The sequence below is a fragment of the Cupriavidus necator A5-1 genome (genome assembly GCF_000744095.1).
Lineage (GTDB): Bacteria > Pseudomonadota > Gammaproteobacteria > Burkholderiales > Burkholderiaceae > Cupriavidus > Cupriavidus necator_A.
Genome location: NZ_JQLI01000001.1, coordinates 3,799,784 through 3,824,995 on the forward strand (window position 1 = coordinate 3,799,784; position 25,212 = coordinate 3,824,995).

The following is a 25,212-nucleotide window of genomic DNA, read 5'->3' on the forward strand; positions in this document are numbered from 1 at the left end:
GCTTCACACCGCCTGGCGCGACTTGTCCGCCGCCCGCCGCCGCGGCGCGCGCGTTGAGCCGGATCCCGCCTCACCCTGCGCGCCGTCGTCCAGCGCCTCCACAATCGCAATCAGGTACCCCGGCTCGCCATCCCCGGGCCGCCGGCTCAGCGACGTCGTCACCTTGGTCCACACCGTCGAGCCATCGGGCCGGATAAAGCGCTTCTTCAGCGTATAGGTCTCCACCTCGCCGTCCAGCAGGCGCTGGACCAGCACCAGGTTCTCATCCAGGTCTTCGGCGACCGTCAGTTCCTGGAACGTGCGCTGCTGCAACGCGGCGTTGTCATAGCCGAGGATCTCGCACAGCTTGCGGTTGGCGCGCAGCCAGTGGCCGTTCAGGTCGACGTGCGCAATGCCCACCGCCGCCTGCTCGAAGGTGGCGCGGAAGCGCTCCTCGCTGTCACGGTGCGCGGCCTCGACGCGCTTCTGGTCGGTGACGTCCTGCGAGGCGCCCACCATGGTCAGCGCATTGCCGTGCTCGTCCAGCGTGACCTCGCCTTCCTCGTGGATATCGCGGTGGCTGCCGTCGGGCAGCGTGATGCGGTAGTCGACGCGGTACGGCGCCTTGTCGACGATGGCCGCGCGGATGGCCGCCTGCACGCGCGCGCGGTCTGCCTCGACGATCGACGACAGGTAGCGGTCCATGGTCACCTTGAACGCCTGCGGCGCCCAGCCGAAAATGCGGTAGGCCTCGTCGGTCCAGGCGCAGTCGTCGTTCTGGATGTTCCAGTACCAGCCGCCCAGGTGCGCGATCTCCTGCGCCTTGGCCAGCAGCGCCTCGTTCTGGCGCAGCGCGGCCTCGGCACGGCGGCGCTCGGTGATGTCGAGGCTGACGCCAATCATCTTGACCGGGCGCTGCTCGAAGTCGCGCACCAGCGTGGCCCGCGACGAGATCCAGCGTGTGGTGTCCGCGTGCACCACGCGGAACTCCCACTCGTGCATCTCCTGCGCGCCCAGCGTGCGCTCGAGCACTTCGCGCAGGCGTGCGACGTCGGCCGGATGCACGCAGGCCCAGAAGTCGTCCATGTTGCGGATATGGCGGCCGAACAGCGTGACGTCGTTGGACGAGTACATGAGGCCGTCGGTCAGCACGTTCCATTCCCACGTGACGATGCCCGAGACCTCCTGCGCGAACTTCATGCGCGCCTCGCTTTCCATGATCTCGGCCAGGTGCTTCTGGCGCAGTTCCTTGATGTGCGGGTCGGATGCCGTGCTCGTCTCAAGGTCGGCGATGGCCTGCTCGCCATAGCGCAGCCACAGCCAGTTGACGCCCAGGAAGCGCGCCAGCGCCAGCAGGCGCTCGTACTCGATCTCGCCGCCGCGAGTCCACTTGTGCACCGCCGACGGCGATACCGACAGGGCCTCGGCCACCTGGACGTATTGCCGGGCACGCTGCAGCCCGCCCAGCTCCACCTCTATGAGAGCGATACCGGCACCATGCTCGACATCGCCGCGCTGATCGCCACGCAGCCGGGCGATACGCATGTCTATGTGTGCGGGCCATCGGTGCTGAACGACGCGGTGGTCAACGCTGCGCGCGCCGCCGGCTGGGATGCGGGCCGGATCCACTTCGAGCAGTTCCGCAATGAGGTGGATGCCACCGGCGGCGCATTCGAGGCCGTGCTGCAGAAGAGCGGGCTGACGCTGCAGGTCGGGGCGGATGAGTCGCTGCTGCGCGCCATCGAAAAGGCCGGCGTCAAGGTGGATTGCATGTGCCGCGAGGGCATCTGCGGGTCGTGCGAGACCGCCATCCTCGACGGCGAGGCCGACCATCGCGACCAGTACCTGTCGGATGCGGAGAAGGCGGCGCAAAAGACCATGATGCTGTGCGTGTCGCGCTGCAAGGGGCAGAGGCTGGTGCTGGATCTCTGAGCGCGCGCGTAATCCACATTTGCAACCTTTTGGTTGCGCATCGCCTTCCGGTCTCCTAACATGCAACCACGAAGTTGCACATTCACCCCTGAACAGGAGACCGGACATGCCCTCCCCGACCGACCGTATCGAACGCAGCGTATTGATAGCAGCCCCCGTGGCGCGCGTCTGGCACGCGCTGACAGATGCCGACACCTTCGGCAGCTGGTTCGGCGTCAAATTCGACGGCGTCACCTTCGAACCCGGCAAGCGCGCCGTCGGCAGCGTGACTTACCCGGGCTACGAATACCTGAAGTTCGATGCGCAGATCGAACGCATGGAGCCGCAGAAGCTGCTGTCCTGGCGCTGGCATCCGGCGCCGATGGAGCGCGATCGCGACTACTCGGCCGAGCCGACCACGTTAGTCGAGTTCGAGCTGAAGGAATTCGAAGGCGGCACGCTTCTGACCGTGGTCGAATCCGGTTTCGACCAGATCCCGCCGGAACGCCGCGAGGAGGCCTTCCGCATGAACAGCGGCGGTTGGGACGAGCAGGTGGAAAATATCCGCAAGCATGTCACCGGCGCGGCCTGACGCCCCTTCTCCCACCACGCTGGATACTGCCGGCCTGCGCGATTCGGCGGCGGTGTTCGCCGCGCTGGGCGACGAGACCCGCCTGCGGCTGGTGGCGGCGCTGTGCGCGGGCGGCGCGATGTCGATCGCGCAGCTGACCGCGGGCAGCGCCATGACGCGGCAGGCGGTCACCAAGCACCTGGAGGTGCTGTCGCAGGCCGGGCTGGTGCGCGACAGCAAGGCCGGGCGCGAACGCCTGTGGCAGTTCGAGCCGGCGCAGCTGGACGCCGCGCGGCGCTCGCTGGAGGCGATCGGGCGGCAGTGGGATCATGCGCTGATGAAGCTGAAGCTGGCGGTGGAGCAAGAGCACTAGCCCACGCTCCGCCTTGCGCGCGGGCAATGGACACTGGATCACACGCCGCTATACTGGGAGTCCGCCCATCACAGCAACTCGCAGGCAGGCGCAGTCAGGGCCGCGCCGTCCTGCCGGAGGAAGCGCGCAGTGGCTGACCAAGACCTGGCAAGGCTGAAAATCGACCGGAGCGCCACCGCTGCGCCCGGCGCACGCATCCGTCCCCGGCGAAGATGGGTGCGCTATGCAGTGATCGCGCTGGTCCTGCTTGCCGTCATCGGCATCGCCATCCGGCTGGCCGGCCCGCAGGCGGTGCAGACCACCACCGTCACCTCCGCCTACCCTACACAGAACTTCACGCTGCTCAACGCCACCGGCTACGTCGTGCCGCAGCGCAAGGCGGCGGTCGCCTCCAAGGCACAGGGCCGGCTGGAATGGCTGGGCGTACTGGAAGGCTCGCGCGTCAAGAAGGACGAGATCATCGCCCGGCTGGAGAGCAAGGACGTGGAAGCCACGTTCGCGCAGGCCCAGGCGCAGGTGAAGGTGGCGCAGGCCAACCTGGAGCTGCAGCAGGCCGAACTCCGCGACGCTGAAGTCAACCTGCGCCGCTCCGAGATCCTGATCGTGCCCAACGCGATCTCGCGCAACCAGTACGACGCCGACGTTGCGCGGTACCACAAGGCGCGCGCGTCGATCAACAGCTCGCGCGCGTCGATCGCCTCGGCACAGGCAAATGCGCGCGCCGCCGAAGTGGCGGTGGGACAGACCGTGGTCCGCGCGCCGTTCGACGGCGTGGTGCTGGTCAAGCATGCCAACGTGGGCGACAACATCACGCCGTTCTCGGCCGCCGCCGACACCAAGGGTGCGATCGTGACCATCGCCGACATGGAAACGCTGGAGGTGGAAGCCGACGTCGCCGAATCCAATATCGGCAAGATCCGCGTCGACCAGCCGTGCGAGTTGTTGCTGGATGCACTGCCCGGGCTGCGGCTGGCCGGGCAGGTATCGCGCATCGTGCCGACGGTGGATCGTTCCAAGGCCACCGTGCTGGTCAAGGTGCGCTTTGTCGACCGCGATGCACGTGTGCTGCCGGACATGAGCGCCAAGATCGCCTTCCTGTCGCGCACGGCCACGGCGCAGGACCGCCAGCCGGTGGTGGCGGTGCAGCCGGCCGCCGTGGTCATGCGGGAGGGCCGGCAGGTAGCCTATGTGGTGAAGGACGGCAAGGCCCACGAGGTGCAGGTGAAGACCGGCGACAAGCTTGGCGAGCTGGTCGCGGTGCAGGGCGTCAAGCCCGGCGACGTCCTGGTGCTGTCGCCCGGCGACAAGATCGGCGACGGCGACCGCGTGGCGCCGGCCAAGCCATGACGGTGGCGGCATGAACGCCCCCTCGCCTCCTCCTGCCGTCACGCCGCTGGTGCAGATCAGCCACGTCGCCAAGTCCTATCGCCGCGGTGTGCAGACCGTGCCGGTGCTGACCGATATCTCGCTCGAAATCGGCGAAGGCGATTTCGTCGCGCTGATGGGGCCGTCGGGCTCGGGCAAGAGCACGCTGCTGAACCTGATTGCCGGCATCGACCGGCCCGACAGCGGCACGCTGCGCGTGGCGGGGCTCGACATCACCCAGTTGCCGGAAGCCACGCTGGCCGAATGGCGCGCCGCCAACGTCGGCTTTATCTTCCAGTTCTATAACCTGATGCCGGTGCTGACCGCGTTCGAGAACGTGGAACTGCCGCTGATGCTGACCGGCCTGCCGCGTGCGGAACGGCGCGCGCGCGTGGAGCTGGTGCTAAGCATGGTGAACCTGTCCGACCGCATGAGCCACTATCCGTCGGAGCTGTCCGGCGGCCAGCAGCAGCGCGTGGCGATCGCGCGCGCGCTGATCACCGACCCGACGCTGATCGTCGCCGACGAGCCCACCGGCGACCTGGACCGCACCTCCGCCGCGGAGATCCTGGCGATGATGCAGCGGCTCAATGCGGAGGTCGGCAAGACCATCATCATGGTCACGCACGATGCGCATGCCGCAGCCGCCGCGGGCTCGCTGGTGCACCTGGAGAAGGGAGAGTTGATCCGTGGCGAGGTTGCCTGACTGCCCATGTACGCGCTCAAGCTGATCTCCCGCAACGCGCTGCGGCACAAGCTGCGCACCGCGCTGACGGTGTTCGGGCTGGTGATCGCGGTGCTGGCGTTCGGGCTGCTGCAGACCGTGATCGACGCCTGGTATGCGGGCGCCTCGGCCGCGTCCAGCGCACGGCTGGTGACGCGCAATGCGATCTCGCTGGTGTTCCCGCTGCCGCTCAGCTACGAGAACCGCATCAAGGGCGTCGAGGGCGTGACCATGGTGGCGCGCTCCAACTGGTTCGGCGGCGTCTACCGCGATCCCAAGAACTTCTTCGCGCAGTTTGCGGTTTCGGACAACTACCTCGACCTGTACCCCGAATTCATCGTGTCCGAGCAGCAGCGCGCGGACTACCGGCGCGACCGCAAGGGCGCGCTGGTCGGGCGCCAGCTGGCGGACCAGTTCGGCTTCAAGATCGGCGACGTGATCCCCATCAAGGGCACCATCTACCCCGGCACCTGGGAGTTCGTGGTGCGCGGCATCATGGACGGGCGCGACGAGAGCATCATCACACGCCAGATGGTGTTCCACTGGGAGTACCTGAACGAGACCATCCGCAAGCGCACGGCGCGCCAGGCCGACCAGGTCGGCGTCTTCGTGCTGGGCGTGGACAACCCTGACAATACGGCGTCGATCTCGCGCAACGTCGACGCCGTGTTCCGCAATTCGCTTGCCGAGACCCTGACCGAAACCGAGCAGGCCTTCCAGCTCGGCTTTGTCGCCATGTCCAACCAGATCATCGCCGCGATCCGGGTGGTCTCCTACGTGGTGATCCTGATCATCATGGCGGTGATGGCCAACGCCATGGCGATGAGCGCGCGCGAGCGCACCGTGGAGTACGCCACGCTCAAGGCGCTGGGCTTCGGGCCGGGCTTCCTGGCGGTGCTGGTGTTTGGCGAATCGCTGGCGATCTGCGTGGTCGGCGGCGCGCTCGGCATGCTGGCCACGCCGCCGATGGCGACGGCCTTCAAGCAGGCGGTGGGCGGCGTGTTCCCGGTGTTCACGGTGTCGCCGCAAACCATGCAGCTGCAGGCGGCATGCGCGCTGGCGGTGGGGGTCTTTGCCGGCATCGTGCCCGCGGTGCAGGCCGCGCGCGTGCGCATCGTCGAAGGCCTGCGGGCCATCGGCTAGCGGAGGCTGCCGTGGCGATCCCGCTGACCTATATCGCGCGCAACCTGTGGGCCCGCCGCCTGACCACGGCGCTGACCGCGGGCGGGCTGGCGCTGGTGGTCTTTGTCTTCGCCACCATGCTGATGCTGGACGCGGGGCTGAAGAAGACGCTGGTCACCACCGGCGAGCAGAACAACGTGGTGGTGATCCGCAAGGGCGCCGAGACCGAGATCCAGAGCGCGGTCAACCGCGACCAGGCCAGCATCATGGAGATGCATCCCGCGGTGGCCATGAGCGGCACCGGCCGGCCGCTGGCCTCGCGCGAGGCGGTGGTGCTGATCTCGTTGACCAAGGCCAGCACCGGGCAACCCTCCAACGTGGTGATCCGCGGCATCTCGCCGCTGGGCATGGACCTGCGCCCGCAGGTGAAGCTGGTGGTGGGGCGCATGTTCCGGCCGGGCTCGGCCGAGATCATCGTCGGCAGCAGCATTGCCGGCGGCTTCGCCGGCGTGCAGATCGGCGAACACCTGCGCTTTGCCCAGCGCGACTGGACCGTGGTCGGCCACTTCGACGCCGGCGGCAGCGGCTTCGATTCCGAGATCTGGGGCGACGTGGACCAGCTGATGCAGTCGTTCCGGCGCAACGCGTATTCGTCGATGGTGGTGCGGCTGGCCGACACCGCGAAGTTCGAGCGCTTTCGCGCCGATATCGACGTCGACCCGCGCCTGGCGGACGAGGCCAAGCGCGAGCAGACCTTCTACAGCGACCAGTCCAAGGCGCTGTCCAGCTTTATCAATATCCTGGGCTTCACGCTGTCCACCATCTTCTCGATCGCCGCGATGATCGGCGCGATGATCACCATGTACGCCTCGGTGGCCAACCGCGTGGCGGAAATCGGCACGCTGCGCGCGCTCGGCTTCAAGCGCGCCAATGTGCTGGTGGCCTTCCTGATCGAGGCCGCGCTGCTGGGGCTGGTGGGCGGCGTGGCGGGGCTGGCGTGCGCGGCGCTGATGCAGTTCGCGTCGTTCTCGACCACCAACTTCCAGACCTTCGCCGACCTGTCTTTCCGCTTTATCCTGACGCCGGGGATTGCGCTGCAGACACTGGCGTTCTCGATGACGATGGGGCTGGTGGGCGGCTTCCTTCCGGCGGTGCGGGCGGCGAGGATGAATATCGTGGATGCGTTGCGGGCGCGGTAAGAGGCTTGGTTGCTGCCGGTTTGCTCCCCTCTCCCGCTTGCGTGAGAGTGGCCAGGGGAGAGGGCGGGCGCTTCAAAGAAAGTTATGCTCGGAAAAACCGAAGGCTTCGCTTGACGTGGTTCCTTGCTAGCCCACCCTCTCCCCCTGAAGGGCCCTGAAGGGAGAGGGAGAACACCTTGCTCAGGCTAGCTCGGGCGGCTTGGGAGCACCCAAGACCGTTGGCTTGGCCTTGCATTGTGGGTCTAGTGGCCGCCCATCCTTTCCTTGCCTTCTTCCCCCCGCCCGACTACAACCCCTAGTGATGCATGCTTCCCGTCAGGCATCGCTGGCGGCCATTGCGCACCCGGCACGGCCAGCGGCGCTTCACCGCAGCACTCTCCGCCAGGACGCCCCCGATGAATCTCGACCTGCTGGCCTCATTGCTGACCGCCGTCGTGGTGCTGCTGATCGGTACGCTGGTCAACCGCAGCGTCGGCGTGCTGTCGCGCTACAACATTCCCGACCCTGTCACCGGCGGCCTGCTGTTCGCGATCGTGGCGTCTTTGGCACTGGCGACAACAGGTTTCCGCGTGGTCATCGACCCCGGCATGAAGCCGGTGCTGCTGCTGATGTTCTTCGGCGGCGTCGGGCTGGGCGCCGACCTGCGCATGCTCAAGCGCGGCGGCAAGGCGCTGGTGATCTTCCTGATCATCCTGCTGCCTTATATCCTGGTGCAGAACGTGGTGGGCGTGGCCATGGCAAAGACGCTGGACCTGCACCCGATCTTCGGGCTGGTGAGCGGCTCCATCACGCTGGTCGGCGGGCACGGCACCGGCGCCGCGTATGCCGAGCGCTTTGCCGAGGTCAACAACCTGCAGGCGGTGATGGACCTGTCGATGACCGTGGCCACCATCGGCCTGATCGTTGGCGGCATTATCGGCGGCCCGGTGGCGCAATACCTGATCTCGCGCTACAAGCTGCGCTCGACCGCACGCGAGGCCGGCGACACCGAGGAAGAAGCCGCCGCCATCTCGCCCATCACCACCGTCGGCGCACTGGCTGCGCTGGCCGGCATGCTGGCCGCGGTGATCGGCGGGCGCTGGATCGCCGCGCAGATGCCCGCCGGCCCCATCACCATCCCGGGCTTCCTGTGGTGCATGATGCTCGGCATCGCCATCCGCAACCTGCTGCCCTTTATCGGCCTGCGCTTTGACGACCGCGCCACCGACCTGATCACCAATGTCTGCCTGTCGCTGTTCCTGGTCATGACCATGATGGCGCTGGACCTGGCCGAGGTGGCGCTGTCGGCCGGGCCCTTCCTGCTGATCATCGCGATGCAGGTGGTATTCATCATCCTGTATGTGGTGCTGGTGTGCTTCCGCTTCATGGGGGCCGACTACGAGGCCGCGGTCACCTCCGCCGCCTTCATCGGCTTCAACATGGGCTCGACCGCCACCGCCATGGCCAATATGCGCGCCCTCACGTCCCGCTACGGGCCGGCGCCTACCAGCTACCTGATCACGCCGCTGGCGGGCGCGTTCTTCGTCGACCTGATGAACGCGTTCGTGCTGACCATGATGCTGGCGTTGCCGCTGATCGGAGGCTGACATGCGCCGCGCCTTCTTCGCCATCCTGTTCGCGATGCTGGCGTCGGCCTGGCTGGCCGGCTGCGGCGGCGGGCCGCCCGCCGAAGGCATCCGCACCAACCTGAACGAGCGGCTCGCACAGGCGCTGCCGCCGGGCACCGTGCAGCTGGTCGGCATCGACCGGCGCGGCTCGCAGTCCGATACCAAGGCGCCGGCCGCCGAAACGCGCCGCGTGGTGTATTTCGATGCCGAACTGAAGCTGCTGCGCGATTACGACTTCGGCGCCTGGGATTCGCCCGGCGTGGCCGGGCTGGTGTCGGCGCTGGGCGCGGGGCCGCGCGGCATCACCGGCATCACCAGCGGCGGCAACAAGGCGGGCGACATCATCCGCGCGCACGGCACCGCGCTGTACAAGCGCGAAGGCGAGCGCTGGGTCAGCGTGCTGTCGGCGGGCTACCGCCCGGCCGAAGCCCCCGCCGTCGCCACCAATGCGCCGAGCGGTCCCGCGGCCATCCTTGAGGCAATGCGCAAGGTGATCGAATCCGTGCAGAAAGACGCCTCGCCGGCACAGCGCGCGATCATCGAGCAGGAGCTGACCACCGCGCACGCCAATATCCGCGCCCGGCTGGCACGCGCCAACGAAGGCTATGCCATCGCCGCCGGCGCCGAGCACGGCCAGTACCTGCGCTTTGCGCAGGCGCTGGTGGACGGTGTCAAGGTGCGGGCGATCCCGCTGGTGACGCGCGGCGGCGAGGAAAACCTGCGGCTCCTGCGTGCCGGCAAGGTCTCGGTGGCACTGGCGCAGGCCGATGCCGCGCTGGAGGCCTACGAGGGCAAGGGCGTGTTCGCCGGCGACGGTCCCCATGCGTCGCTGCGCGCCGTGGGCAGCCTCTACCCGGAACCGGTGCATGTCATGGTGCGCGGCGCCGACCCCGCCCGCTCGGTATCCGATCTTCGCGGCAAGCGCATTGCCGTCGGCGAGCGCGGCTCGGCCTCGCGCGTGACGGTGCTGCGCGTGCTGGCCGCGCATGGCCTGACGGGCAATGACTTCAAGGCCGAGGAGGTCGGCCTGGGCCCGGCACTGGTGGCGCTGCGCCAGAACCAGGTCGACGCCGTGATGCAGGTGATCGGCGTGCCGTCCGACAGCATCCGCGAGGCCATCGGCGAAATGCCGCTGCGGCTGCTGCCGCTGGATGAGCGCGCGATCGCCGCGATGGTAGCGCAGAAGGCGGGGTATTTCCGTGCCACCATCGCGCCAGGCGCCTATCCCGGGCTGCATGAGCCGGTGCGCACGCTGGCCACGGCCGCCATCCTGGTGACCGGGCCGGACCTGTCGGACACCGAGGTGGCCGAACTCACCCGGCTGGTCTATGCGCACGGCCGCGACTTTGTCGCGCGCGGCAGTGCCCAGGGCGGGCAGATCAGCGTGGCCACCTCGCGCGAGGGGCTGGTGATCCCGCAGCATCTGGCGGCGGCAAAGGTGCTGGATGGGATGGCCCGCGGCGGTGCGGCTGCGCCCGCCACGCCGCCTGCCCCACCGCCGGCCTCGGGTGTGCGGGCGCGGTGACCCGCGGCACGCTCAGGCCGCCACCGGCAGTTCCTGCGCCAACCGGCAGCGCCGGTCCAGGAAATCGCTCGCATGCCCGTTGCTGCCGGCTGCCTTGTCGACCGGCTGGTCGACCACGACAAACCCCGCGCGGCCCTGCTGGTCCCGCACATAGGTGACAAAGATGCCGCGGTCGGGCGGCAGCGCCGCGGCGCCGTCATTGGCCCCGTGGCGCACCAGCAGGAACGGATCGACCGTCAGCACAGGCGTGCTGGCCGGTACAAACTTCGCGCGTACCGGCTTGCCGTCGTGGCGCAGCGCGGTCCAGCCCGTGCCGATCGCGCCGCTGCCGCCATTGACGAGCGCCCGCGCGGCCGCGCTGATGCAATCGAGGTGGATATGCAGCTGGTCCTGGCTGCGCGAGCTGCGGGAATTGACCGCCAGGCCCAGCATGTCGTCAGGCACCGCCTTGCCGAGCGCCTGGCCGACGATGCCGCGCGCCTCCCAGCCGAAGGCCCACGGGTTGGCGCCGGCGCCGTCCCACGCCTTGCCATCTTCCACGCCGGTCACCGGGTGTGCCGGGATCACCAGGTAGTGCGACACGCCGATGGCGTCCTTGTACAGCACCAGCCCGCGCGACTGGTCCACCTGGGCGCAGTCCGGATGCGATGCCGGGGCGCTGGCCAGGCAACGCTGCTGCACGTTGCGCCACAAGCCGTCGCGCCCGCCCGACAGCGTGCCGAGCACGCCCTCGGCGGTACAGCCCGGCAAGGCCAGGGCCGCCGCGAGCCACCACCACAACCGCATGCCGCGCAGCCTCAACGCCGGCATGTCACTCCGTAGAAGGTGCCCGCGCGCGGGTTGGATACCACATAGGCGTTGCGCTGCGCCCAGAACTGCGCGGTGCGGAAGGCCTCGGCCTCACGCTCGCTCCATGCCGTCGCCAGCAACGGTGCGGCTTCGGCGTCGGTGGTCGGGTAGACGCGCGCCTGGTAGCGGGCGGTTTGCAGCTCGCCGGTGCGGATGGTGCGGATCGTGACGTGGAGCGGCATAGGCATCGTCTCGTCGTGGAGATTCTGGAATCTTATCCACAGTCGTGTGTTGGTTTGATGACCGACTGTACAGGTTCGCGGGCGCGGGCGCGGCCGCCCGCCCATCATCCCACCATTCCCTCGGGACGAGGCTGCCCGGCAACAATGAATTGACGGACAATCTGCTGCAATCTTGAACGCCGGGAGACAGCGATGCGGGCGCCAACCTATCGAAAGGTACTGATTCTCGTGTTTTCGCACTTGGCCGCACTGGCGGCCGGCTTCGCGGCCGGCATCTACGTGCTGCCGATCCTGACGGAACAGGCCGGCGCCAGCACCGAACAAGTGCAGGCGGTGTCACAAAAGGCCAGCTATTCTGGCACGTTTCGCAAGGACCTGGCCGGCAGCGACGCCTTCCATTGGGCCAGCGGGCGCCTCCATGTCTCGCCGCAGGCCCTCGCCTTCGAAGGCGAGGTGGCACCCGGGCCGGACTACCGCATCTACCTGGTGCCGGAATTCGTCGACACCGAGGCCGCCTTCCTCAGCCTCAAGAGCCGCGCGCTGCAGGTGGCAGAACTCAAGACCTTCGGCAACTTTACCGCACCGCTCCCCGCAGGCGTGGACCCGTCGCAGTACCAGGCGGTGGTGATCTGGTGCGAGCGCTTCGGGCAATTCATCAGCGCGGCGGCGTACCGGTAAGCGGGGCGCGGCATCGCGAGACAATGCTCCCCCGCCAGGGCGGCGAGGAAAGAGAAAAAGGGGCCGATCGAGGAACCGGCCCAACGAATCCCGCAAGCAAGCCGCAGGCGTCGATATGAACATCACGCGCCCGCCCGTGCGCGTCTCTAGACAGTGCCGGGCGGGCGTCAGGCGGCTGCGATCAGAAGCGGTGGCGCAGGCCGATAGTGGCGCCAGTCTGGTTCTCGCCGGCGACCACGGTGCCAACACCGTTCAGGCCCAGCGCGGAGCCGGACTTGTTCTTGGCATAGCCTACGTTCAGGTACACGTCGGTGCGCTTGGACAGCGAGTAGTCGGCCGACAGCACGAACATCCACGGATCTGCATCGCTGTTGCGCGTGTCAGTGTAGTACGCGGCGCCGGTCAGCTGGAACGCGGGCGTGAAGCGGTACTGCGCGCCGGCCCAGTAGACGTTGCTGCGGGTGCTGGCGGCGGTGGCGCTGGAAACGCCGTTGTCGAGCAGCCAGCGGTAGCCGGCGAACACCTTGGCGTCGCCGAAGGCATAGGCGGTGCCCACCGCGGCGCGCTTGGCGGCGCGGTCCTGCAGCGCCACGGTGGCGCCCTGGAACTGGTCGTAGGCGGCGCCGACCGAGAAGCCGCCGGCGGCGTACGACAGCCCGCCGCCGTAGCTCTTCGCGACCTTGAATTCGCCCGGCACTTCGCCGTTGTTGTCGCGGCCGAAGCTGTAGAAGGCGGTGGCGGTCAGGCCGCCGAACTTGCCGGTGTACTTGACGGCGTTGTCGACGCGGCCGTTGAAGGCCGAGTCGACGCTGTTGAGCGAGTAGCGCGGGCCCACGCCCATCGGGTCGAAGGCGCCGAACAGGTCGTACAGCGCGTTCTGCTGGCGGCCCAGCGTAACGGCGCCGAAGCCGTTCTGCAGGCCGACGTAGGCCTGGCGGCCGAACAGGCGGTTGCCCTGGCCGGAGGTGCCGGTGTCGATATCGAAGCCGCTCTCCAGCACGAAGATACCCTTCAGGCCGCCGCCCAGGTCTTCGGTGCCACGCAGGCCCCAGCGCGAACCGGACAGGTTGCCCGAGTTCAGGCGCGCCACCGTGCCCTCGGCGCCATTGCTGCCCGGCATGTTGTTGATCACTTCGACGCCGGCGTCAACGATGCCGTAGAGCGTCACGTTGGAGGCGGTCTGGGCCGACGCCACCCCGGATGCCGCCGAAGCGGCCACTGCTGCCGTCATTGCAAGGAGAGCTTTCTTCACTGTGTTTCTCCGTATTCTGTTTGATTCATGACACTGCGCCGGACCCGTTCGGAGCCAGACCCGGCCAACCTGCTTAATCCGCTTATTCCGCTTATTCCGCTTACTCTGCTCAACTTGCTTAAAGCGACTAACCCGATCAACCCGGCAACGGCGCATCGTCCGCACGAGTGGCGGCCTGCGCATTGTGCAGGTGCAATATGAAAGCCTTGTGACGCATGCTTGGCAGCAAGATGTGCCGCATAGCTATCGGATGGGGGTTTTCCCTGTGAGCAATGGGAACGATTTGGTAGGATGCAGGCTTTTCCGACGACGGTAATGCCAGTGCCCCGTGCCGCCATGTGCCTTTGCCTCGACAGCTTCGCGTCATGAGGCTGGCCGAGATCAAGACCCGGCTTGCCCCGCTGCTCGCTTCAACGCAGGCCAAGTTGCAGGCTTCGCTGCCTGACTCCCTGAAGGAACGCATGTCGGCCCTGCCGGCGCGCACCGCGCGCCTGGGACTGACGCGGCCCGGCTCGCTGCGCCCCACGCGCCGCGGCTTGCTGGTGGGGCTGGCCGCCTTGCCCACCGCCTTCCTGCTTTACGTGCTGGTCCTGGTGCCGTTCACGCCCGGCATCAGCGACATCCGCAAGGCCAAGTCCGAGCAGCCCGCGCAGGTCCTGTCCGCCGACGGCAAGGAGCTGGCCGTCTTCAAGTGGGCCAACCGCGACTGGGTGCCGCTGGCGCAGATCTCGCCCAATGTGGTGGCCGCGCTGATCTCCACCGAAGACCATCGTTTCTACCAGCACCACGGGCTCGACTGGCGCCGCATGGCCTCGGCCGCGGTACATACCTTTACCGGCGACCGCCAGGGCGGCTCGACCATCACGCAGCAGCTCGCGCGCAACCTCTATCCCGATGAGATCGGGCGCGCCCCCACGCTGACGCGCAAGCTCAAGGAAGCGATCACCGCGCTGAAGATCGAGGCGCTCTATACCAAGGACGAGATCCTCGAGACCTATCTGAATACGGTACCGTTCCTGTACAACGCGTTCGGCATCGAGATGGCCGCGCGCACGTACTTCGACAAGCCGGCCCGGTCGCTCGACGTGCTGCAGAGCGCCACCCTGATCGGCATGCTCAAGGGCAACAGCTACTACAACCCGGTGCTCAACCCCGAGCGCGCGCTGGACCGGCGCAATACCGTGCTGGGCCAGATGGTCAAGCGCGGCAAGCTCGATGCGGCCCGCTATGAACAGTTGAAGAAGCGCCCGCTGCGCATCGACTTCGAACGCCAGACCGAGCCGCCCGGCCCCGCGCCGCATTTCGCGCAGCAGCTGCGCAAGTGGCTGATCGGCTGGGCCGACCGCAACGGCTACGACATCTACGCCGACGGGCTGGTGGTGCGCACCACCATCGACGCACGGCTGCAGGCCATGGCCACCCAGGCCGTGGTGCAGCAGGGCAACCGGCTGCAGGCGGTCGCCAACGCGGCGTGGGCCCCGCGCGCGGGCTGGGCCGCCGACAAGGCGCTGGTGCAGGCCTTCGTGCGCGAGACGCCGGAATACCGCGCCGCCACCGCCGCCGGCACCCCGCCTGACGAGGCGCTCAAACACCTGCTGGCCGATGGCGCCTTCATGCGCGCACTGCACCAGCAGAAGACGCGCATCCAGGCCGGCTTTATCGCCATCGACCCGCGCAACGGCGAGATTCGCGCCTGGGTCGGCAGCCGCGACTACACCCAGGACGCGTTCGACCACGTGCAGCAGGCGCGCCGCCAGCCGGGCTCGACCTTCAAGCCCTTTGTCTACGGCGCGGCCTTCGAGGACGGCAAGTCGCCCGACGACACGCTGATGGACCAGGCGGTCGAGATCGAGCTGGCCGGCGGCGAGATCTGGCGCCCCACCGACGAGGGCCGCCCCACCGGCCGCGCCATGTCGCTGCGCGATGGCCTGGTCTATTCGCGCAACACCATCACCGCGCAGCTGATGCAACAGGTCGGGCCGGACCGCGTGGCACGGCTCGCGCGCGAGATGGGCGTGCGCGAAAGCCGGCTCGACGTGGTGCCGTCGCTGGCGCTGGGCACCAGCCCGGTCACGCTCAAGGAGATGGTGGCGGCCTACGGCACCATCGCCAACGCCGGCGACTACATCGCACCGACCATGGTGACGCGCATCGAAGACCGTAACGGCAACGTGCTGCAGACCTTCCGCCAGGCGCGCGCCGAACACGCGCTGCCCGCGGCCACCACGCAGACCCTGCTCGACGTGATGCGCGACGTGATCGACCGCGGCACCGGCGCCAGCATCCGCTCGCGCTTCGGCATCCGCGCCGACGTCGCCGGCAAGACCGGCACCACGCAGGACAACGCCGACGGCTGGTTCATCCTGATGCATCCGGAGCTGGTGGCAGGCGCCTGGGTCGGCTTCAACGACAGCCGCGTCACGCTGCGCAGCGACTACTGGGGCCAGGGCGCGCACAGCGCGCTGCCGATGGTGGGCGACTTCTACCAGCGCGCGCTGCGCGCCCGCATCGTCGACGGCCGCGCGCGCTTTGCCGAGCACGAGGAAACCAGCCTGTTCGCATCGCTGGGCACGCAGGTGCGCGGCTGGTTCAGCCAGCTGTTCAGCCGCGACAAGCCGGCCGAAGCGCCGGCACCGCGCCCCGCGCCACGCCGGCAGGCGCTGCCGGCGCCGGAGGCTGAGGTTGCGCCGCCGGCGAGCGCGCCGGCGACTGCTGCGGCCCCAGGCGTGGAGATGAGCCAGGATGAGTCCAGCCTGGCGCTGGACCGGGGGGAATCGGTGATTGCGGTGCCGCCGGGCATGAGCGCGGGCAGTGCGCCGGCTGCGCCGATGCCGGCGGAACAACCGGCTCCTTCCGCGCCCGCCTATCCGGCTGCTCCGGTCAATGCGCCCGCTCCGGCCGCGCCGCCTGCGCCCGCCCCGCAGCCATCGGCACCCTCATCTGCCGCGCCCGTCTACCCTGTCGCGCCGGCAACCATCACCTCCGGGAACGGCAGCTACTGAGCGCCGCGCAAGGCCAACCGCGCTGGCCGCTGCGCCAGCACGCTACACCAGCCCGATATCCCGTGCCCGCACGCCGGGAAACACCTGCGCCAGCCTCGCGTCATCCAGCCCGTAGAGCCTGCGGAAGACGCCGCCCAGCAAGGCGCGATATTCATTGCGCACCGGCCAGTCCCGGTTCTGGTTCAGCGTAGCCTGCTCCACCGCCACCTGCTCGCCCGCAATACGCCCGCCGCGCACGGCACCGCCCGCCACCCAATACACCGTTCCGTGGCCATGATCCGTGCCGCGCGTGCCGTTCTCGCGGAAGGTGCGGCCGAACTCGGACAGCACGACCACGGTAGTCTGGTTCCACGCCGGCCCCATCTCCGCCGCAAAGGCCGACAAGCCGCGGCCAAGGTTGTCGAGCAGGCTGGCAAGCTGCCCCTGCGCGCCGCCCTGGTTGACATGGGTATCCCAACCGCCCACGTCGATAAAGCCCAGGTTGAAGCGCTCGCGCATCAGCCCGGCCATGCGGCGCGCTTCGACCTCGAAGCCGCGCGCGCTGAGCGAACGGCGGTTGGCGGCCTGCATTTCCTGCTGGCGCGACGCCATCGTGCCGGTGTCGCCGCCTGACATGGCGGGTTGCGCAGACTGCGCCTGGCGCGCGACCGTCTCGCGCAGCTCGAACCCCTCATCGATCAGCGACTCGAAACGCGTGCCGCGGTACATCTGTGCCAGCAGCTTCGACTGGCGCGCGTCGAACGGCGTGCGGCCGCTGCCCTTGAGCGAGACATTGGGCACATCGCGCGGGCCGGACAGCACCACCGGCAGGCCATCGGTAAACGCCACCGGTGCGGCCTGGCCGCCCATCGCCTGTGTCAGCCGGTTGAGGAAGCCGCTGCCGCGCAGGGACGCCACGTCCTTGCGATCCTCGCCCTCGCCCGGCAGTCCTGCCTCGATGCCGTCCTGGGTCTCGAAGTGGCTGCGCGACAGGTCGTGCGTCCCGGCGAACGGCACGAAGGCGAGCTGGCCGCGCTGCCACAGCGGCAGCATGGTCGGGGCCAGCGCCGGGTGCAGCGCCCAGTCGCCGATGCCGCGCGCGGTGCTGTCGGCGGCAAAGGCTGGCGCCAGCGCCACCGCCGCATTGGGGTCCGCGTCGGCACCGGCCATGGGTGGGCGCCGGATGGCGATGTTGGGCCGGGAGGCGTAGTAGAACTCGCTACCGGCGGGCACCAGCACGCTGGCGGCATCATAGCCGCCGCGCAGGAATACCAGCAGGAAGCGCGCATCGGCCTGCGCCGGCAGCGCATAGACGCGCGAGGCGATGGCGGGCAGCGCCAGCCCGAGCGTGGCGCCGCCCATCGTCTTCAGCCATTGTCGGCGATGCATGGTTCGCTCCTTTGTCCGTCAGCGCTGCATCCACTCCGGCGAGGCGAGCAGCACGGTGTTCCACTCGGCCTGCGATTCGGCCTGCGCCAGCGCGGCGCGCGTGGCGGGGCCGAGCGTGGCCTCGATGGTGTCGTAGTACAGCTTGTTGCCGATCATCGGGAAGCGCGCGCCGCGCGGCTTGCCCGCATCGCCGGCGAAGAGACCAGCCGGCCCCGAGCCGATCGCGCGCGCGATCTCGAAGCGCCGCACCATCTGCCCCGAACTGGCCCACGCGCTCTCCGCCGACGGATAGCCGTCGGGCGTGACGTGGCCGTACAGCGGCTCGCCGAGCTGGTTCAGCCAGTTCAGCACCGGGCGCAGGTTGGTCACGGGGCGGCCGTCATAGGCGAGGCGCATCGATGACACCACGTAGACCATCGGGTCCTTGAACTTGCGTGCGGGCGAGGCCAGCAGCCGGTCCAGCTCGGGCGCCAGGAACAGCGTGCGCAGCACCTGCGCGATATCGCCGTCGGTACGCGTGAAGGTCTGCGCCATGCGCTCGACCAGCGCCGGCGGCGGGTTGTCGGCGACAAAGTACGCGGCCAGCCTGGCGCTGATAAAGCGCGCAGTGGCCGGCTCGCGCGCCAGGATCGACACGGCGCGCTCCACCTCGGCGAAGCCGGCCGGCTCGATGCGCTGGCCCAGCAGCGTCTTCACGCCGAAGTCATGCCGGCCGGGATGGAATTCGAACACGCCTTCGCTGCGATACAGCGCCGCGCGCGCCGGGGGCAGTCGCGGCGGCGGCGTGCCGCGCAGGTTGACGCCCACGCCGGTCAGCACGCGCGCCAGCTCCTGCACGTCCTGCTGGGTGTAGCGCGAGCCGCTGGGGCCGCCCGATACGCCCAGCGTATGCAGCTCCATCAGCTCGCGCGCGTAGTTCTCGTTGATGCGGTTGGCGCTGCTCTGGGCGTTGTCCAGGTAGAGCAGCATCGCCGGCGCGGTGACGGTGGCCATCAGGAGGTCGCGAAAGCGGCCAAGCGCATGCGGGCGGATCGCGCGTTCCTCGTAGTCAGGCAGCAGCAGCCGCACCTGGCCCTTGCCCGAGTAGACGTTGAAATGGTTCATCCAGAACCACGTCATCTGCTCGCGCAGCTGCGCCGGCGAATACAGCGCGCGCAGCAGGTGACGCCGCGCGGTTTCGGCCACCAGCTCGCGGCCCTGCGCGTTCAGTGCCTGGCGGGCTTGTTGTTTGCTGTCGTCATCGGGCAGCATGTCGATCCGCTCGCGGGCCTCGCGCGCGGCCTTGAGTTGGGCGGCGGCATCGGCCTGCAGGCCGGGTAGTGCGGCAATGGCCGTTGCCAGTTCCGGCGGATCGACCAGCGGCATTGCCAGTTGCCGGTCGAGATAAGCCTTGCGGCCGAGTTGGCGCAGTTCGGCCAGGCTGGCCTGGTCGGCGCCGTAGGTGACGGTGTTGAGCCAGTGCAGGTCGGCGGTGCTGTCGTTGGCACCGGCCGGGAACTGCGCGCAGGCGCCCAGGCACGCAGCCAGGGCCAGCGCCGCGGCGGCGCGCCAGGCGGCGTACCTCGCATCCAGCCAACGCGCCGTGCCGGGTTGTTTCGCATGCTGCACCGCATCCATGCCCGCTCCTTCGCTGGATCCTTTATGACGATGTTACGTGGCATGCGCGTTTCCGTTGACCCGTAAGTGTGGGGGGAGTGTTACCAATGCTTTCAGCGAGCGATTGCCGGAATTGCCAAGACAGCGGCGGCGCGGCTGGCTAGCCTTGCGCTTTGCCATCCCGATCCCGCCCCCCTTGGGCGGAAATGCCTGCCGTCATGTCGCGCTCCCTCCCCGCCACCGCCTGGCTGCCCAGCCTCGCCTTCGTGCTGGTCTGGTCCACCGGCTTTATCGTCGGCAAGGCCATCGTGCCGCTGGCCGATACCAGCCTGTTCCTGCTGGCGCGCTTTGCCGTGGCGGGGCTGATGTTCGTCGGCTGGTCGCTGGCCGCGGGCACGGCGTGGCCGCCGCTGCGCGAGGCGCCGCGCCACCTGCTGGCTGGTGCGTTGATGCAGGGTATCTACCTGTGCGCCGGCTACGGCGCCGTGGCGCAGGGGCTGCCGCCGGCGATCATGGCGCTACTGGGCGCGCTGCAGCCACTGCTGACCGCGCTACTTGCCATCCCCCTGCTCAAGGAGCTACCTTCCAGGCGGACGTGGCAAGGCCTGGCGCTCGGTGCGCTGGGCGTCGCGCTGGTGGTCGCTCCGGCGATGCAGGTCGGTTCTCAGCCGGTCTCGCCGTGGATCGTGCTGCTGGGCGTGCTGGCCATCGTCTCGATCACCATGGGAACCCTCTTGCAGAAATCCGCCATCGCCGCCTGTGACTTGCGCGCCAGTTCGGCGTGGCAGAACCTTGGCGCCATGCTGGTCGCCGGCATCATGGTGGCGATCCAGGCCGCCGATGCGCCGCTGCACTGGCATGGCGGGCCGACGCTGTGGGCCACGCTCGCGTGGGCCGCCGTCGGCCTCTCAGGCGCCGGCACCTGGCTGCTGGTCAGCCTGGTGCGGCGCGGCCAGGCCGCCAACGCCGCCGCGCTGATGTTCCTGGCGCCGCCGCTGGCCGCGCTGCAGGCGTGGCTGCTGTTCGGCGAGCGGCTCGACGCGGTGCAGGGGCTCGGCATGGTGGTGGCCGGGGCAGGCGTCTGGCTGTGCCAGACCCGGGGCAGGTTGCGGCATGCCGAAGCGCGCTGAAACCGCCTCCCCGCTGGTCGAACACCGGCGCTATCGCCGCCAACCGGACGGCCACCAGCACGGCTACCATCAGTTGCTGTTCGGGCTGGCCGGCGCCACCGAGCTGGAGATCGACGGCCACGTCGACCGCGTGGACGACCGCACCGGCCTGATCGTGCCCGCCGGCAGCCATCATGAGTTCCTGGGCTTCGACGGCAACCTGCAGCTGGTGGCGGACTTCCCCGCGCGCTCGGTGGCGCTGCCGGCGCGGCTGATGGCGCGCCCGCGCACGTTCTCGCTGGACGGCGCCTTCGGCAGCCGGGTGCGCGCGCTGGCGGCATGGCGCGCCGCGGCCGCTGCGCGCGGCCCGCAGGCCGACTGGCAACTCGCCGCCACGCTTGCGGCGGCGCTGGCCGATTGCCTGGGCATGCCGGGCGACCAGGACGTGTTCCCGCTGATGGCGGTGGATGCCTACCTGCGCGCCAACCCGACCTCCACACTGCGCGTGGCGGAAGTGGCCGGGCATTTCGGCTGGAGTGTGCGGCGCTTCCACACGCTCTTTGCCGAGGCCTTCGGCGATACGCCGCATCGCTACCAGACCCGACTGCGGCTGGACCGCGCGGTGCAACTGTTGTCGCAGACCACGCTGCCGCTGGCGGAGATCGCGCTGGCCTCGGGCTATCCGGACCAGACCACCTTCACGCGCAGCTTTACGCGGCGCTTCGGGCAACCGCCCGGCGCATGGCGCGAGGCAGCGTCACGGGATCGGCGGGGCATCCGCGATGCCTTCTACACGGATACGGACGCGTGGAAGCAGTCGACCGTGGCACAAGGCATGGACGCCGCCTACATGGCCGTCGACGGGCTGGGCGGGACCGTCCGTTGACGGCGGACCGGTGCGGCCGGGCAGGCGCCCGGCTCGACCCACGCAGCAATATTTCCTGTAATTTTGGACCAATTCAGCAACAAATTCCCCCGGAATCTTATTAATCTGCCCGCTATTTTCCGTTTGCGGCACTCGGTCTATCAGCAATGTCCGATCAGGCGAAGCTATGCCTGTGCCTGTCGATTGCGCAATGTGACGGTTATCAGGCTCGCGGCAGCTGCCCCCGCAAACGCGAAAATGACCTGCTCCCGCCGACCCCACAAGGGCCGGCGCGGCCATTCTGATCACACGGAGACAACGAGACATGAGTGCAAGCGCAGACAATCTGCAACGCGGCCTGGGCGAACGGCATATCCGGCTGATGGCGCTGGGTTCGGCCATCGGCGTGGGCCTGTTCCTTGGCGCGGGCAACGCCATCAAGATGGCCGGCCCCGCCATCATGCTGGGCTACCTGATCGGCGGCGCGGTGATCTTCCTGATCATGCGCGCGCTGGGCGAGATGGCCGTGCAGAACCCGGTGGCCGGCTCCTTCTGCCGCTACGCGCAGGACCACATGGGCCCGCTGGCGGGCTACCTGACCGGCTGGAACTACTGGTTCCTGTGGCTGGTGACCTGCGTGGCGGAAATCACCGCCGTGGCCATCTACATGGGCATGTGGTTCCCCGACGTGCCGCGCTGGATCTGGGCGCTGGCCGCGCTGGCCGCGATGGGCTCGGTCAACCTGATGGCGGTCAAGGCCTACGGCGAGTTCGAGTTCTGGTTCGCCATGATCAAGATCGTCACCATCGTGCTGATGCTGATCGGCGGCGGCGCGATGATCGTGTTCGGCTTCGGCAACGGCGGTGTCGCCACCGGCATCGCCAACCTGTGGCAGCACGGCGGCTTCATGCCCAACGGCGCCTCGGGCGTGCTGATGTCGCTGCAGATGGTGATGTTCGCCTACCTCGGCGTGGAGATGATCGGCCTGACCGCCGGCGAGGCGCGCAACCCGAAGAAATCGATCCCGGACGCGATCAACTCGGTGTTCTGGCGCATCCTGATCTTCTACGTGGGCGCGCTGTTCGTGATCCTGTCGCTGTACCCGTGGAACGAGATCGGCGCCCAGGGCAGCCCCTTCGTGCTGACCTTCGAGCGGCTGGGCATCAAGACCGCCGCCGGCATCATCAACTTCGTGGTGCTGACCGCGGCGCTGTCGTCGTGCAACGGCGGCATCTTCAGCACCGGGCGCATGCTGTACAACCTGGCGCAGCAGGGCCAGGCGCCGAAGGCCTTTGCCAAGGTCGACCGCAATGGCGTGCCGCGCTTGGCGCTGCTGGTGTCGATCGCCGCGCTGCTGTGCGGCGTGCTGCTCAACTACCTGGTGCCGGAGAAGGTCTTTGTCTGGGTGACGGCGATCTCCACCTTCGGCGCGGTCTGGACCTGGGCCATCATCCTGGTCACGCAGATCAACTTCCGCCGCAGCCTGTCGGCAGCCGAGCGCAAGGCGCTGGCCTTCCGCATGCCGTTCTGGCCGTATGGCTCTTACATCGCACTGGCCTTCCTGGCGCTGGTGGTGGCGCTGATGGCCTACTTTCCGGACACCCGCGTGGCGCTGTACGTGGGCCCGGGCTGGCTGGTCCTGCTGACGGTGTGCTACTACGCGCTGGACATGCGTTCGCGCGGTCCGGTCAGCTACCGCGCCTGACCTGGCTCTAGCCTGCGGGGTGCGCCGGCTGGCGCGCCTCGCTACAATGGCCCCCGGGCAATCCAACGCCAGGGGGGCCGAATGGCCGAGACTACCGAGATTGCGAGCAGCGCGGCCACCGCGCCGCTGTGCAACAGCGCCGCCGATGCTGAGGCCCGCGCCATCGCGGTTGCCGATACGGTCGCGCGCACTGCCGTCGAGCAGGCCGACCATGCCATGCGCCACTGGACCGACCCCACCCCGGGGCCGGTGCGCATCGGCTCCGCGCAGCACCTGCAGATGTTCTGCAATATGCTGCTGCAGACCCACAACCCCTACAAGCCCGCCGTGATCGACTGGCCGAAGCTGGCGCCGGAGGCCCTGCATCGCGTCACCTCGCTGCCGATCTGGGACATCGCCGTGCAGACCGAGGGCCGCGCCTCGATCCGCGTCAAGACCTTTGCCCAGACCGTCAGCGACCCGCTGCTGCGCTGCGCGCTGGAGATGGACGGCGGCGAGGAGGCGCGCGACAAGGTGGTGCTGTCGAAGCTGGTCGAGGCCTACGGCATCGCGCTCGCACCCGAGCCTGACTACCCGCCCCCGGACGACCCCGAATGGGGCTGGCTGGTCACCGGCTACAGCGAGTGCATCGACAGCTTCTTTGCCTTCGGCCTCTTTGCCGCGGCCAGGCGGTCCGGCTTTTTCCCTCTCGAGCTGGTCGAGACCTTCGAGCCGGTGATCCAGGAGGAAGGCCGCCATATTCTGTTCTTCGTCAACTGGGCCACCTGGTACCGGCGCAACCTGCCGTGGTGGCGCCGCCCGCTGTTCGCGCTGAAGGTGGCGCGGGTGTGGGCCTTCCTGATCTGGGAGCGCATCGGCATCGCGCGCGGCATCGATGCCGACGGTGCGGCGCAGGACGCCAATTTCACCATGAACGGCTCGGCGGCGCTGGGCGAGGCGCTGACGCCGGGCGCGATGATCGACCTGTGCCTGGCGGAGAATAAGCGGCGCATGGCCGGCTACGACGCGCGCCTGCTGCGGCCGGAAACCGTGCCACGGCTGGCCCGCCTGGCGCGGCGCTTCGTCAAGTAAGCGCGAACCATGCGCATGGCCTTTGCGTTGTCGCTGCTGTCGCTGGCGGTCTGGCTGGGATTGCTCTGTGCCCGCGCGGGCTTCTGGCGGGTGCGCAAGCCGCCTGCCGCGCCGGACCCGCCACACTGGCCTGAAGTCGTCGCCATCATTCCCGCGCGCAACGAGGCCGAGGTGATCGGCCGCGCCGTGGCCGGCGTGCTGGGCCAGCGCTACCCGGGCCGGATCTCGCTGGTAGTGGTGGACGACCACAGCCACGACGGCACCGCCGCTATGGCGCGAGCCGTCGCCGCGTCCACGGCTCGCCCGCAGGCCCTGGCAGTCATCGGCGCGAGCGAGCTGCCGGCCGGCTGGAGCGGCAAGGTGTGGGCCCAGTCCGAGGGGCTGGCCCAGGCCGACCGCATCGCGCCGCAGGCGCGCTACGTCTGGCTCACCGATGCCGATATCTGGCACGGCCCCGGCGTGCTGGCCGCGCTGGTCGCGCGCGCGGAACACGAGCGGCGCGACCTGGTTTCGCTGATGGTGCGGCTGCGCTGCGAATCGGCCTGGGAACGGCTGATCGTGCCGGCCTTCGTGTTCTTCTTTGCCAAGCTCTACCCGTTTGCCCGCGTGCGCGACCCACGCAGCCGCGTGGCCGCCGCGGCCGGCGGCTGCATGCTGGCCAGCCGCGCGGCGCTGGCACGCATCGGCGGCTTTGCCGCGATCCGCGGCGAACTGATCGATGACTGCAGCCTCGCCGCGCGCATCAAGCCCGGCGGCGCGATCCGGCTGGATCTGGCGAACGACAGCGTGTCGCTGCGGCCCTACGACGACTGGCGCAGCTTGTGGGACATGATCGCGCGCAGTGCCTATACACAGTTGCGCTACTCGCCGCTACTTCTGGCGGGGGCTGTGGCGGGGATGGTGATTACCTACTTGCTGCCGCCCGTGCTGGCGCTGGCCGGGGGCTGGCGGTTGTGGCCGGCATGGCTGGCGTGGGGTGCGATGGCGTGCGCCTACCTGCCGATGCTGCGCGAATACCGGCAGCCGGCGTGGCTGGCACCGCTGCTGCCGGTGACGGCGCTGTTCTATCTCGGGGCGACGATCGACTCGGCGCGGCGCTACTGGTTGCGGCGGGGCGGGCAGTGGAAAGGGCGGGCGCAGGCGCCGGTGCGGCCCTGAG

21 protein-coding genes and 1 pseudogene are annotated in these 25,212 nt (G+C 68.9%); 16 read left to right on the forward strand and 6 right to left on the reverse strand.

Annotation, left to right across the window (positions count from 1 at the left end; genetic code table 11):
• Positions 1-3: 3 nt before the first annotated feature.
• Positions 4-1,524, reverse strand: a complete 1,521-nt coding sequence (locus K307_RS46225; RefSeq protein ID WP_230625727.1) for a helix-turn-helix domain-containing protein — start codon at positions 1,522-1,524, stop codon at positions 4-6.
• On the opposite strand from K307_RS46225, the gene K307_RS47860 reads away from it, so the two are divergent.
• The 9 genes from K307_RS47860 to K307_RS16930 all read left to right on the forward strand — a co-directional run bounded on the left by K307_RS47860 (position 1,477) and on the right by K307_RS16930 (position 10,376).
• Entirely contained in the window at positions 1,477-1,911 is a 435-nt protein-coding gene (locus K307_RS47860; protein WP_042882182.1) for a flavin reductase family protein, read from the forward strand. The two genes, K307_RS46225 and K307_RS47860, sit on opposite strands and share 48 nt — an antisense overlap.
• Before the next feature lie 106 nt (positions 1,912-2,017).
• Entirely contained in the window at positions 2,018-2,482 is a 465-nt protein-coding gene (locus K307_RS16895) for an SRPBCC family protein (protein WP_042879797.1), read from the forward strand.
• Entirely contained in the window at positions 2,463-2,834 is a 372-nt protein-coding gene (locus K307_RS16900; protein ID WP_042879799.1) for an ArsR/SmtB family transcription factor, read from the forward strand. The genes K307_RS16895 and K307_RS16900 overlap by 20 nt, the downstream gene beginning before the upstream one ends.
• A gap of 129 nt (positions 2,835-2,963) precedes the next feature.
• The gene (locus tag K307_RS16905) at positions 2,964-4,181 is read left to right on the forward strand and encodes an efflux RND transporter periplasmic adaptor subunit (protein ID WP_042879801.1); all 1,218 of its coding nucleotides are present in this window, start codon (positions 2,964-2,966) and stop codon (positions 4,179-4,181) included.
• Between the two features lie 10 nt (positions 4,182-4,191).
• A complete protein-coding gene (locus K307_RS16910; RefSeq protein ID WP_042879804.1) occupies positions 4,192-4,905 on the forward strand; it encodes an ABC transporter ATP-binding protein in 714 nt (237 codons plus the stop codon).
• A gap of 6 nt (positions 4,906-4,911) precedes the next feature.
• The gene (locus tag K307_RS16915; RefSeq protein ID WP_042879807.1) at positions 4,912-6,066 is read left to right on the forward strand and encodes an ABC transporter permease; all 1,155 of its coding nucleotides are present in this window, start codon (positions 4,912-4,914) and stop codon (positions 6,064-6,066) included.
• A gap of 11 nt (positions 6,067-6,077) precedes the next feature.
• On the forward strand, positions 6,078-7,244 hold the full coding sequence (locus K307_RS16920; protein ID WP_042879809.1) for an ABC transporter permease: 1,167 nt from the start codon (positions 6,078-6,080) through the stop codon (positions 7,242-7,244).
• A 395-nt stretch (positions 7,245-7,639) separates the two neighbouring features.
• Positions 7,640-8,830 carry a sodium/glutamate symporter gene (gene gltS / locus K307_RS16925; protein ID WP_042879810.1) on the forward strand — a complete coding sequence of 397 codons (1,191 nt, stop codon included), beginning with the start codon at positions 7,640-7,642 and terminating at the stop codon, positions 8,828-8,830.
• 1 nt (position 8,831) lies between these two features.
• Entirely contained in the window at positions 8,832-10,376 is a 1,545-nt protein-coding gene (locus K307_RS16930) for a TAXI family TRAP transporter solute-binding subunit (RefSeq protein WP_042879812.1), read from the forward strand.
• 12 nt (positions 10,377-10,388) lie between these two features.
• Here the strand turns inward: K307_RS16930 and K307_RS16935 are convergent, their stop codons facing one another.
• On the reverse strand, positions 10,389-11,186 hold the full coding sequence (locus K307_RS16935; protein ID WP_042879813.1) for a CDP-diacylglycerol diphosphatase: 798 nt from the start codon (positions 11,184-11,186) through the stop codon (positions 10,389-10,391).
• Complete coding sequence (locus K307_RS16940) at positions 11,174-11,407, reverse strand: hypothetical protein (protein WP_022539457.1); 234 nt, start codon at positions 11,405-11,407, stop codon at positions 11,174-11,176. The genes K307_RS16935 and K307_RS16940 overlap by 13 nt, the downstream gene beginning before the upstream one ends.
• Before the next feature lie 192 nt (positions 11,408-11,599).
• On the opposite strand from K307_RS16940, the gene K307_RS16945 reads away from it, so the two are divergent.
• Positions 11,600-12,085: a DM13 domain-containing protein gene (locus K307_RS16945; protein ID WP_042879814.1), complete on the forward strand. Its 486-nt coding sequence runs from the start codon at positions 11,600-11,602 to the stop codon at positions 12,083-12,085.
• 181 nt (positions 12,086-12,266) lie between these two features.
• On the opposite strand, the gene K307_RS16950 is transcribed toward K307_RS16945, so the two are convergent.
• Positions 12,267-13,337 (reverse strand): porin, encoded by a 1,071-nt coding sequence (locus K307_RS16950; protein WP_042879815.1) that lies wholly within the window; start codon positions 13,335-13,337, stop codon positions 12,267-12,269.
• Between the two features lie 365 nt (positions 13,338-13,702).
• Here K307_RS16950 and K307_RS16955 point away from each other — a divergent pair, with 365 nt between their 5' ends.
• Positions 13,703-16,339: a penicillin-binding protein 1A gene (locus K307_RS16955; protein WP_042879817.1), complete on the forward strand. Its 2,637-nt coding sequence runs from the start codon at positions 13,703-13,705 to the stop codon at positions 16,337-16,339.
• A gap of 42 nt (positions 16,340-16,381) precedes the next feature.
• Here K307_RS16955 and K307_RS16960 read toward each other — a convergent pair whose 3' ends face one another.
• Positions 16,382-17,707 carry a DUF1501 domain-containing protein gene (locus K307_RS16960; RefSeq protein WP_042879819.1) on the reverse strand — a complete coding sequence of 442 codons (1,326 nt, stop codon included), beginning with the start codon at positions 17,705-17,707 and terminating at the stop codon, positions 16,382-16,384.
• An 18-nt stretch (positions 17,708-17,725) separates the two neighbouring features.
• Positions 17,726-19,324: a DUF1800 domain-containing protein gene (locus K307_RS16965; protein WP_042879821.1), complete on the reverse strand. Its 1,599-nt coding sequence runs from the start codon at positions 19,322-19,324 to the stop codon at positions 17,726-17,728.
• Between the two features lie 197 nt (positions 19,325-19,521).
• Here K307_RS16965 and K307_RS16970 point away from each other — a divergent pair, with 197 nt between their 5' ends.
• The 5 genes and pseudogenes from K307_RS16970 (at position 19,522) to K307_RS16990 (ending at position 25,211) form a co-directional block, all read left to right on the forward strand.
• Positions 19,522-20,433, forward strand: a complete 912-nt coding sequence (locus K307_RS16970; RefSeq protein WP_042879822.1) for a DMT family transporter — start codon at positions 19,522-19,524, stop codon at positions 20,431-20,433.
• Positions 20,417-21,169 (forward strand): annotated as a pseudogene (locus tag K307_RS16975) (AraC family transcriptional regulator); the annotation flags it as partial. The gene K307_RS16970 and the pseudogene K307_RS16975, both read left to right, overlap by 17 nt.
• Before the next feature lie 433 nt (positions 21,170-21,602).
• Positions 21,603-22,982 (forward strand): amino acid permease, encoded by a 1,380-nt coding sequence (locus K307_RS16980; protein WP_042879823.1) that lies wholly within the window; start codon positions 21,603-21,605, stop codon positions 22,980-22,982.
• 81 nt (positions 22,983-23,063) lie between these two features.
• Positions 23,064-24,053, forward strand: coding sequence for a hypothetical protein (locus tag K307_RS16985; RefSeq protein ID WP_042879825.1), 990 nt, complete (start codon positions 23,064-23,066; stop codon positions 24,051-24,053).
• A gap of 9 nt (positions 24,054-24,062) precedes the next feature.
• Positions 24,063-25,211, forward strand: a complete 1,149-nt coding sequence (locus K307_RS16990; protein WP_080745050.1) for a glycosyltransferase — start codon at positions 24,063-24,065, stop codon at positions 25,209-25,211.
• The last annotated feature ends 1 nt before the right edge of the window (position 25,212 follow it).

What these genes read in the sequence shown, in the direction of transcription:
- K307_RS47860 (WP_042882182.1), top strand. Translation starts at nt 1,477, where the DNA reads ATGCTCGACATCGCCGCGCTGATCGCCACGCAGCCGGGCGATACGCAT.
- K307_RS46225 (WP_230625727.1), bottom strand. Translation starts at nt 1,524, where the DNA reads ATGCGTATCGCCCGGCTGCGTGGCGATCAGCGCGGCGATGTCGAGCAT.
- K307_RS16895 (WP_042879797.1), top strand. Translation starts at nt 2,018, where the DNA reads ATGCCCTCCCCGACCGACCGTATCGAACGCAGCGTATTGATAGCAGCC.
- K307_RS16900 (WP_042879799.1), top strand. Translation starts at nt 2,463, where the DNA reads ATGTCACCGGCGCGGCCTGACGCCCCTTCTCCCACCACGCTGGATACT.
- K307_RS16910 (WP_042879804.1), top strand. Translation starts at nt 4,192, where the DNA reads ATGAACGCCCCCTCGCCTCCTCCTGCCGTCACGCCGCTGGTGCAGATC.
- K307_RS16915 (WP_042879807.1), top strand. Translation starts at nt 4,912, where the DNA reads ATGTACGCGCTCAAGCTGATCTCCCGCAACGCGCTGCGGCACAAGCTG.
- gltS (WP_042879810.1), top strand. Translation starts at nt 7,640, where the DNA reads ATGAATCTCGACCTGCTGGCCTCATTGCTGACCGCCGTCGTGGTGCTG.
- K307_RS16930 (WP_042879812.1), top strand. Translation starts at nt 8,832, where the DNA reads ATGCGCCGCGCCTTCTTCGCCATCCTGTTCGCGATGCTGGCGTCGGCC.
- K307_RS16935 (WP_042879813.1), bottom strand. Translation starts at nt 11,186, where the DNA reads ATGCCGGCGTTGAGGCTGCGCGGCATGCGGTTGTGGTGGTGGCTCGCG.
- K307_RS16940 (WP_022539457.1), bottom strand. Translation starts at nt 11,407, where the DNA reads ATGCCGCTCCACGTCACGATCCGCACCATCCGCACCGGCGAGCTGCAA.
- K307_RS16945 (WP_042879814.1), top strand. Translation starts at nt 11,600, where the DNA reads ATGCGGGCGCCAACCTATCGAAAGGTACTGATTCTCGTGTTTTCGCAC.
- K307_RS16955 (WP_042879817.1), top strand. Translation starts at nt 13,703, where the DNA reads ATGAGGCTGGCCGAGATCAAGACCCGGCTTGCCCCGCTGCTCGCTTCA.
- K307_RS16960 (WP_042879819.1), bottom strand. Translation starts at nt 17,707, where the DNA reads ATGCATCGCCGACAATGGCTGAAGACGATGGGCGGCGCCACGCTCGGG.
- K307_RS16965 (WP_042879821.1), bottom strand. Translation starts at nt 19,324, where the DNA reads ATGGATGCGGTGCAGCATGCGAAACAACCCGGCACGGCGCGTTGGCTG.
- K307_RS16970 (WP_042879822.1), top strand. Translation starts at nt 19,522, where the DNA reads ATGTCGCGCTCCCTCCCCGCCACCGCCTGGCTGCCCAGCCTCGCCTTC.
- K307_RS16980 (WP_042879823.1), top strand. Translation starts at nt 21,603, where the DNA reads ATGAGTGCAAGCGCAGACAATCTGCAACGCGGCCTGGGCGAACGGCAT.
- K307_RS16985 (WP_042879825.1), top strand. Translation starts at nt 23,064, where the DNA reads ATGGCCGAGACTACCGAGATTGCGAGCAGCGCGGCCACCGCGCCGCTG.
- K307_RS16990 (WP_080745050.1), top strand. Translation starts at nt 24,063, where the DNA reads ATGCGCATGGCCTTTGCGTTGTCGCTGCTGTCGCTGGCGGTCTGGCTG.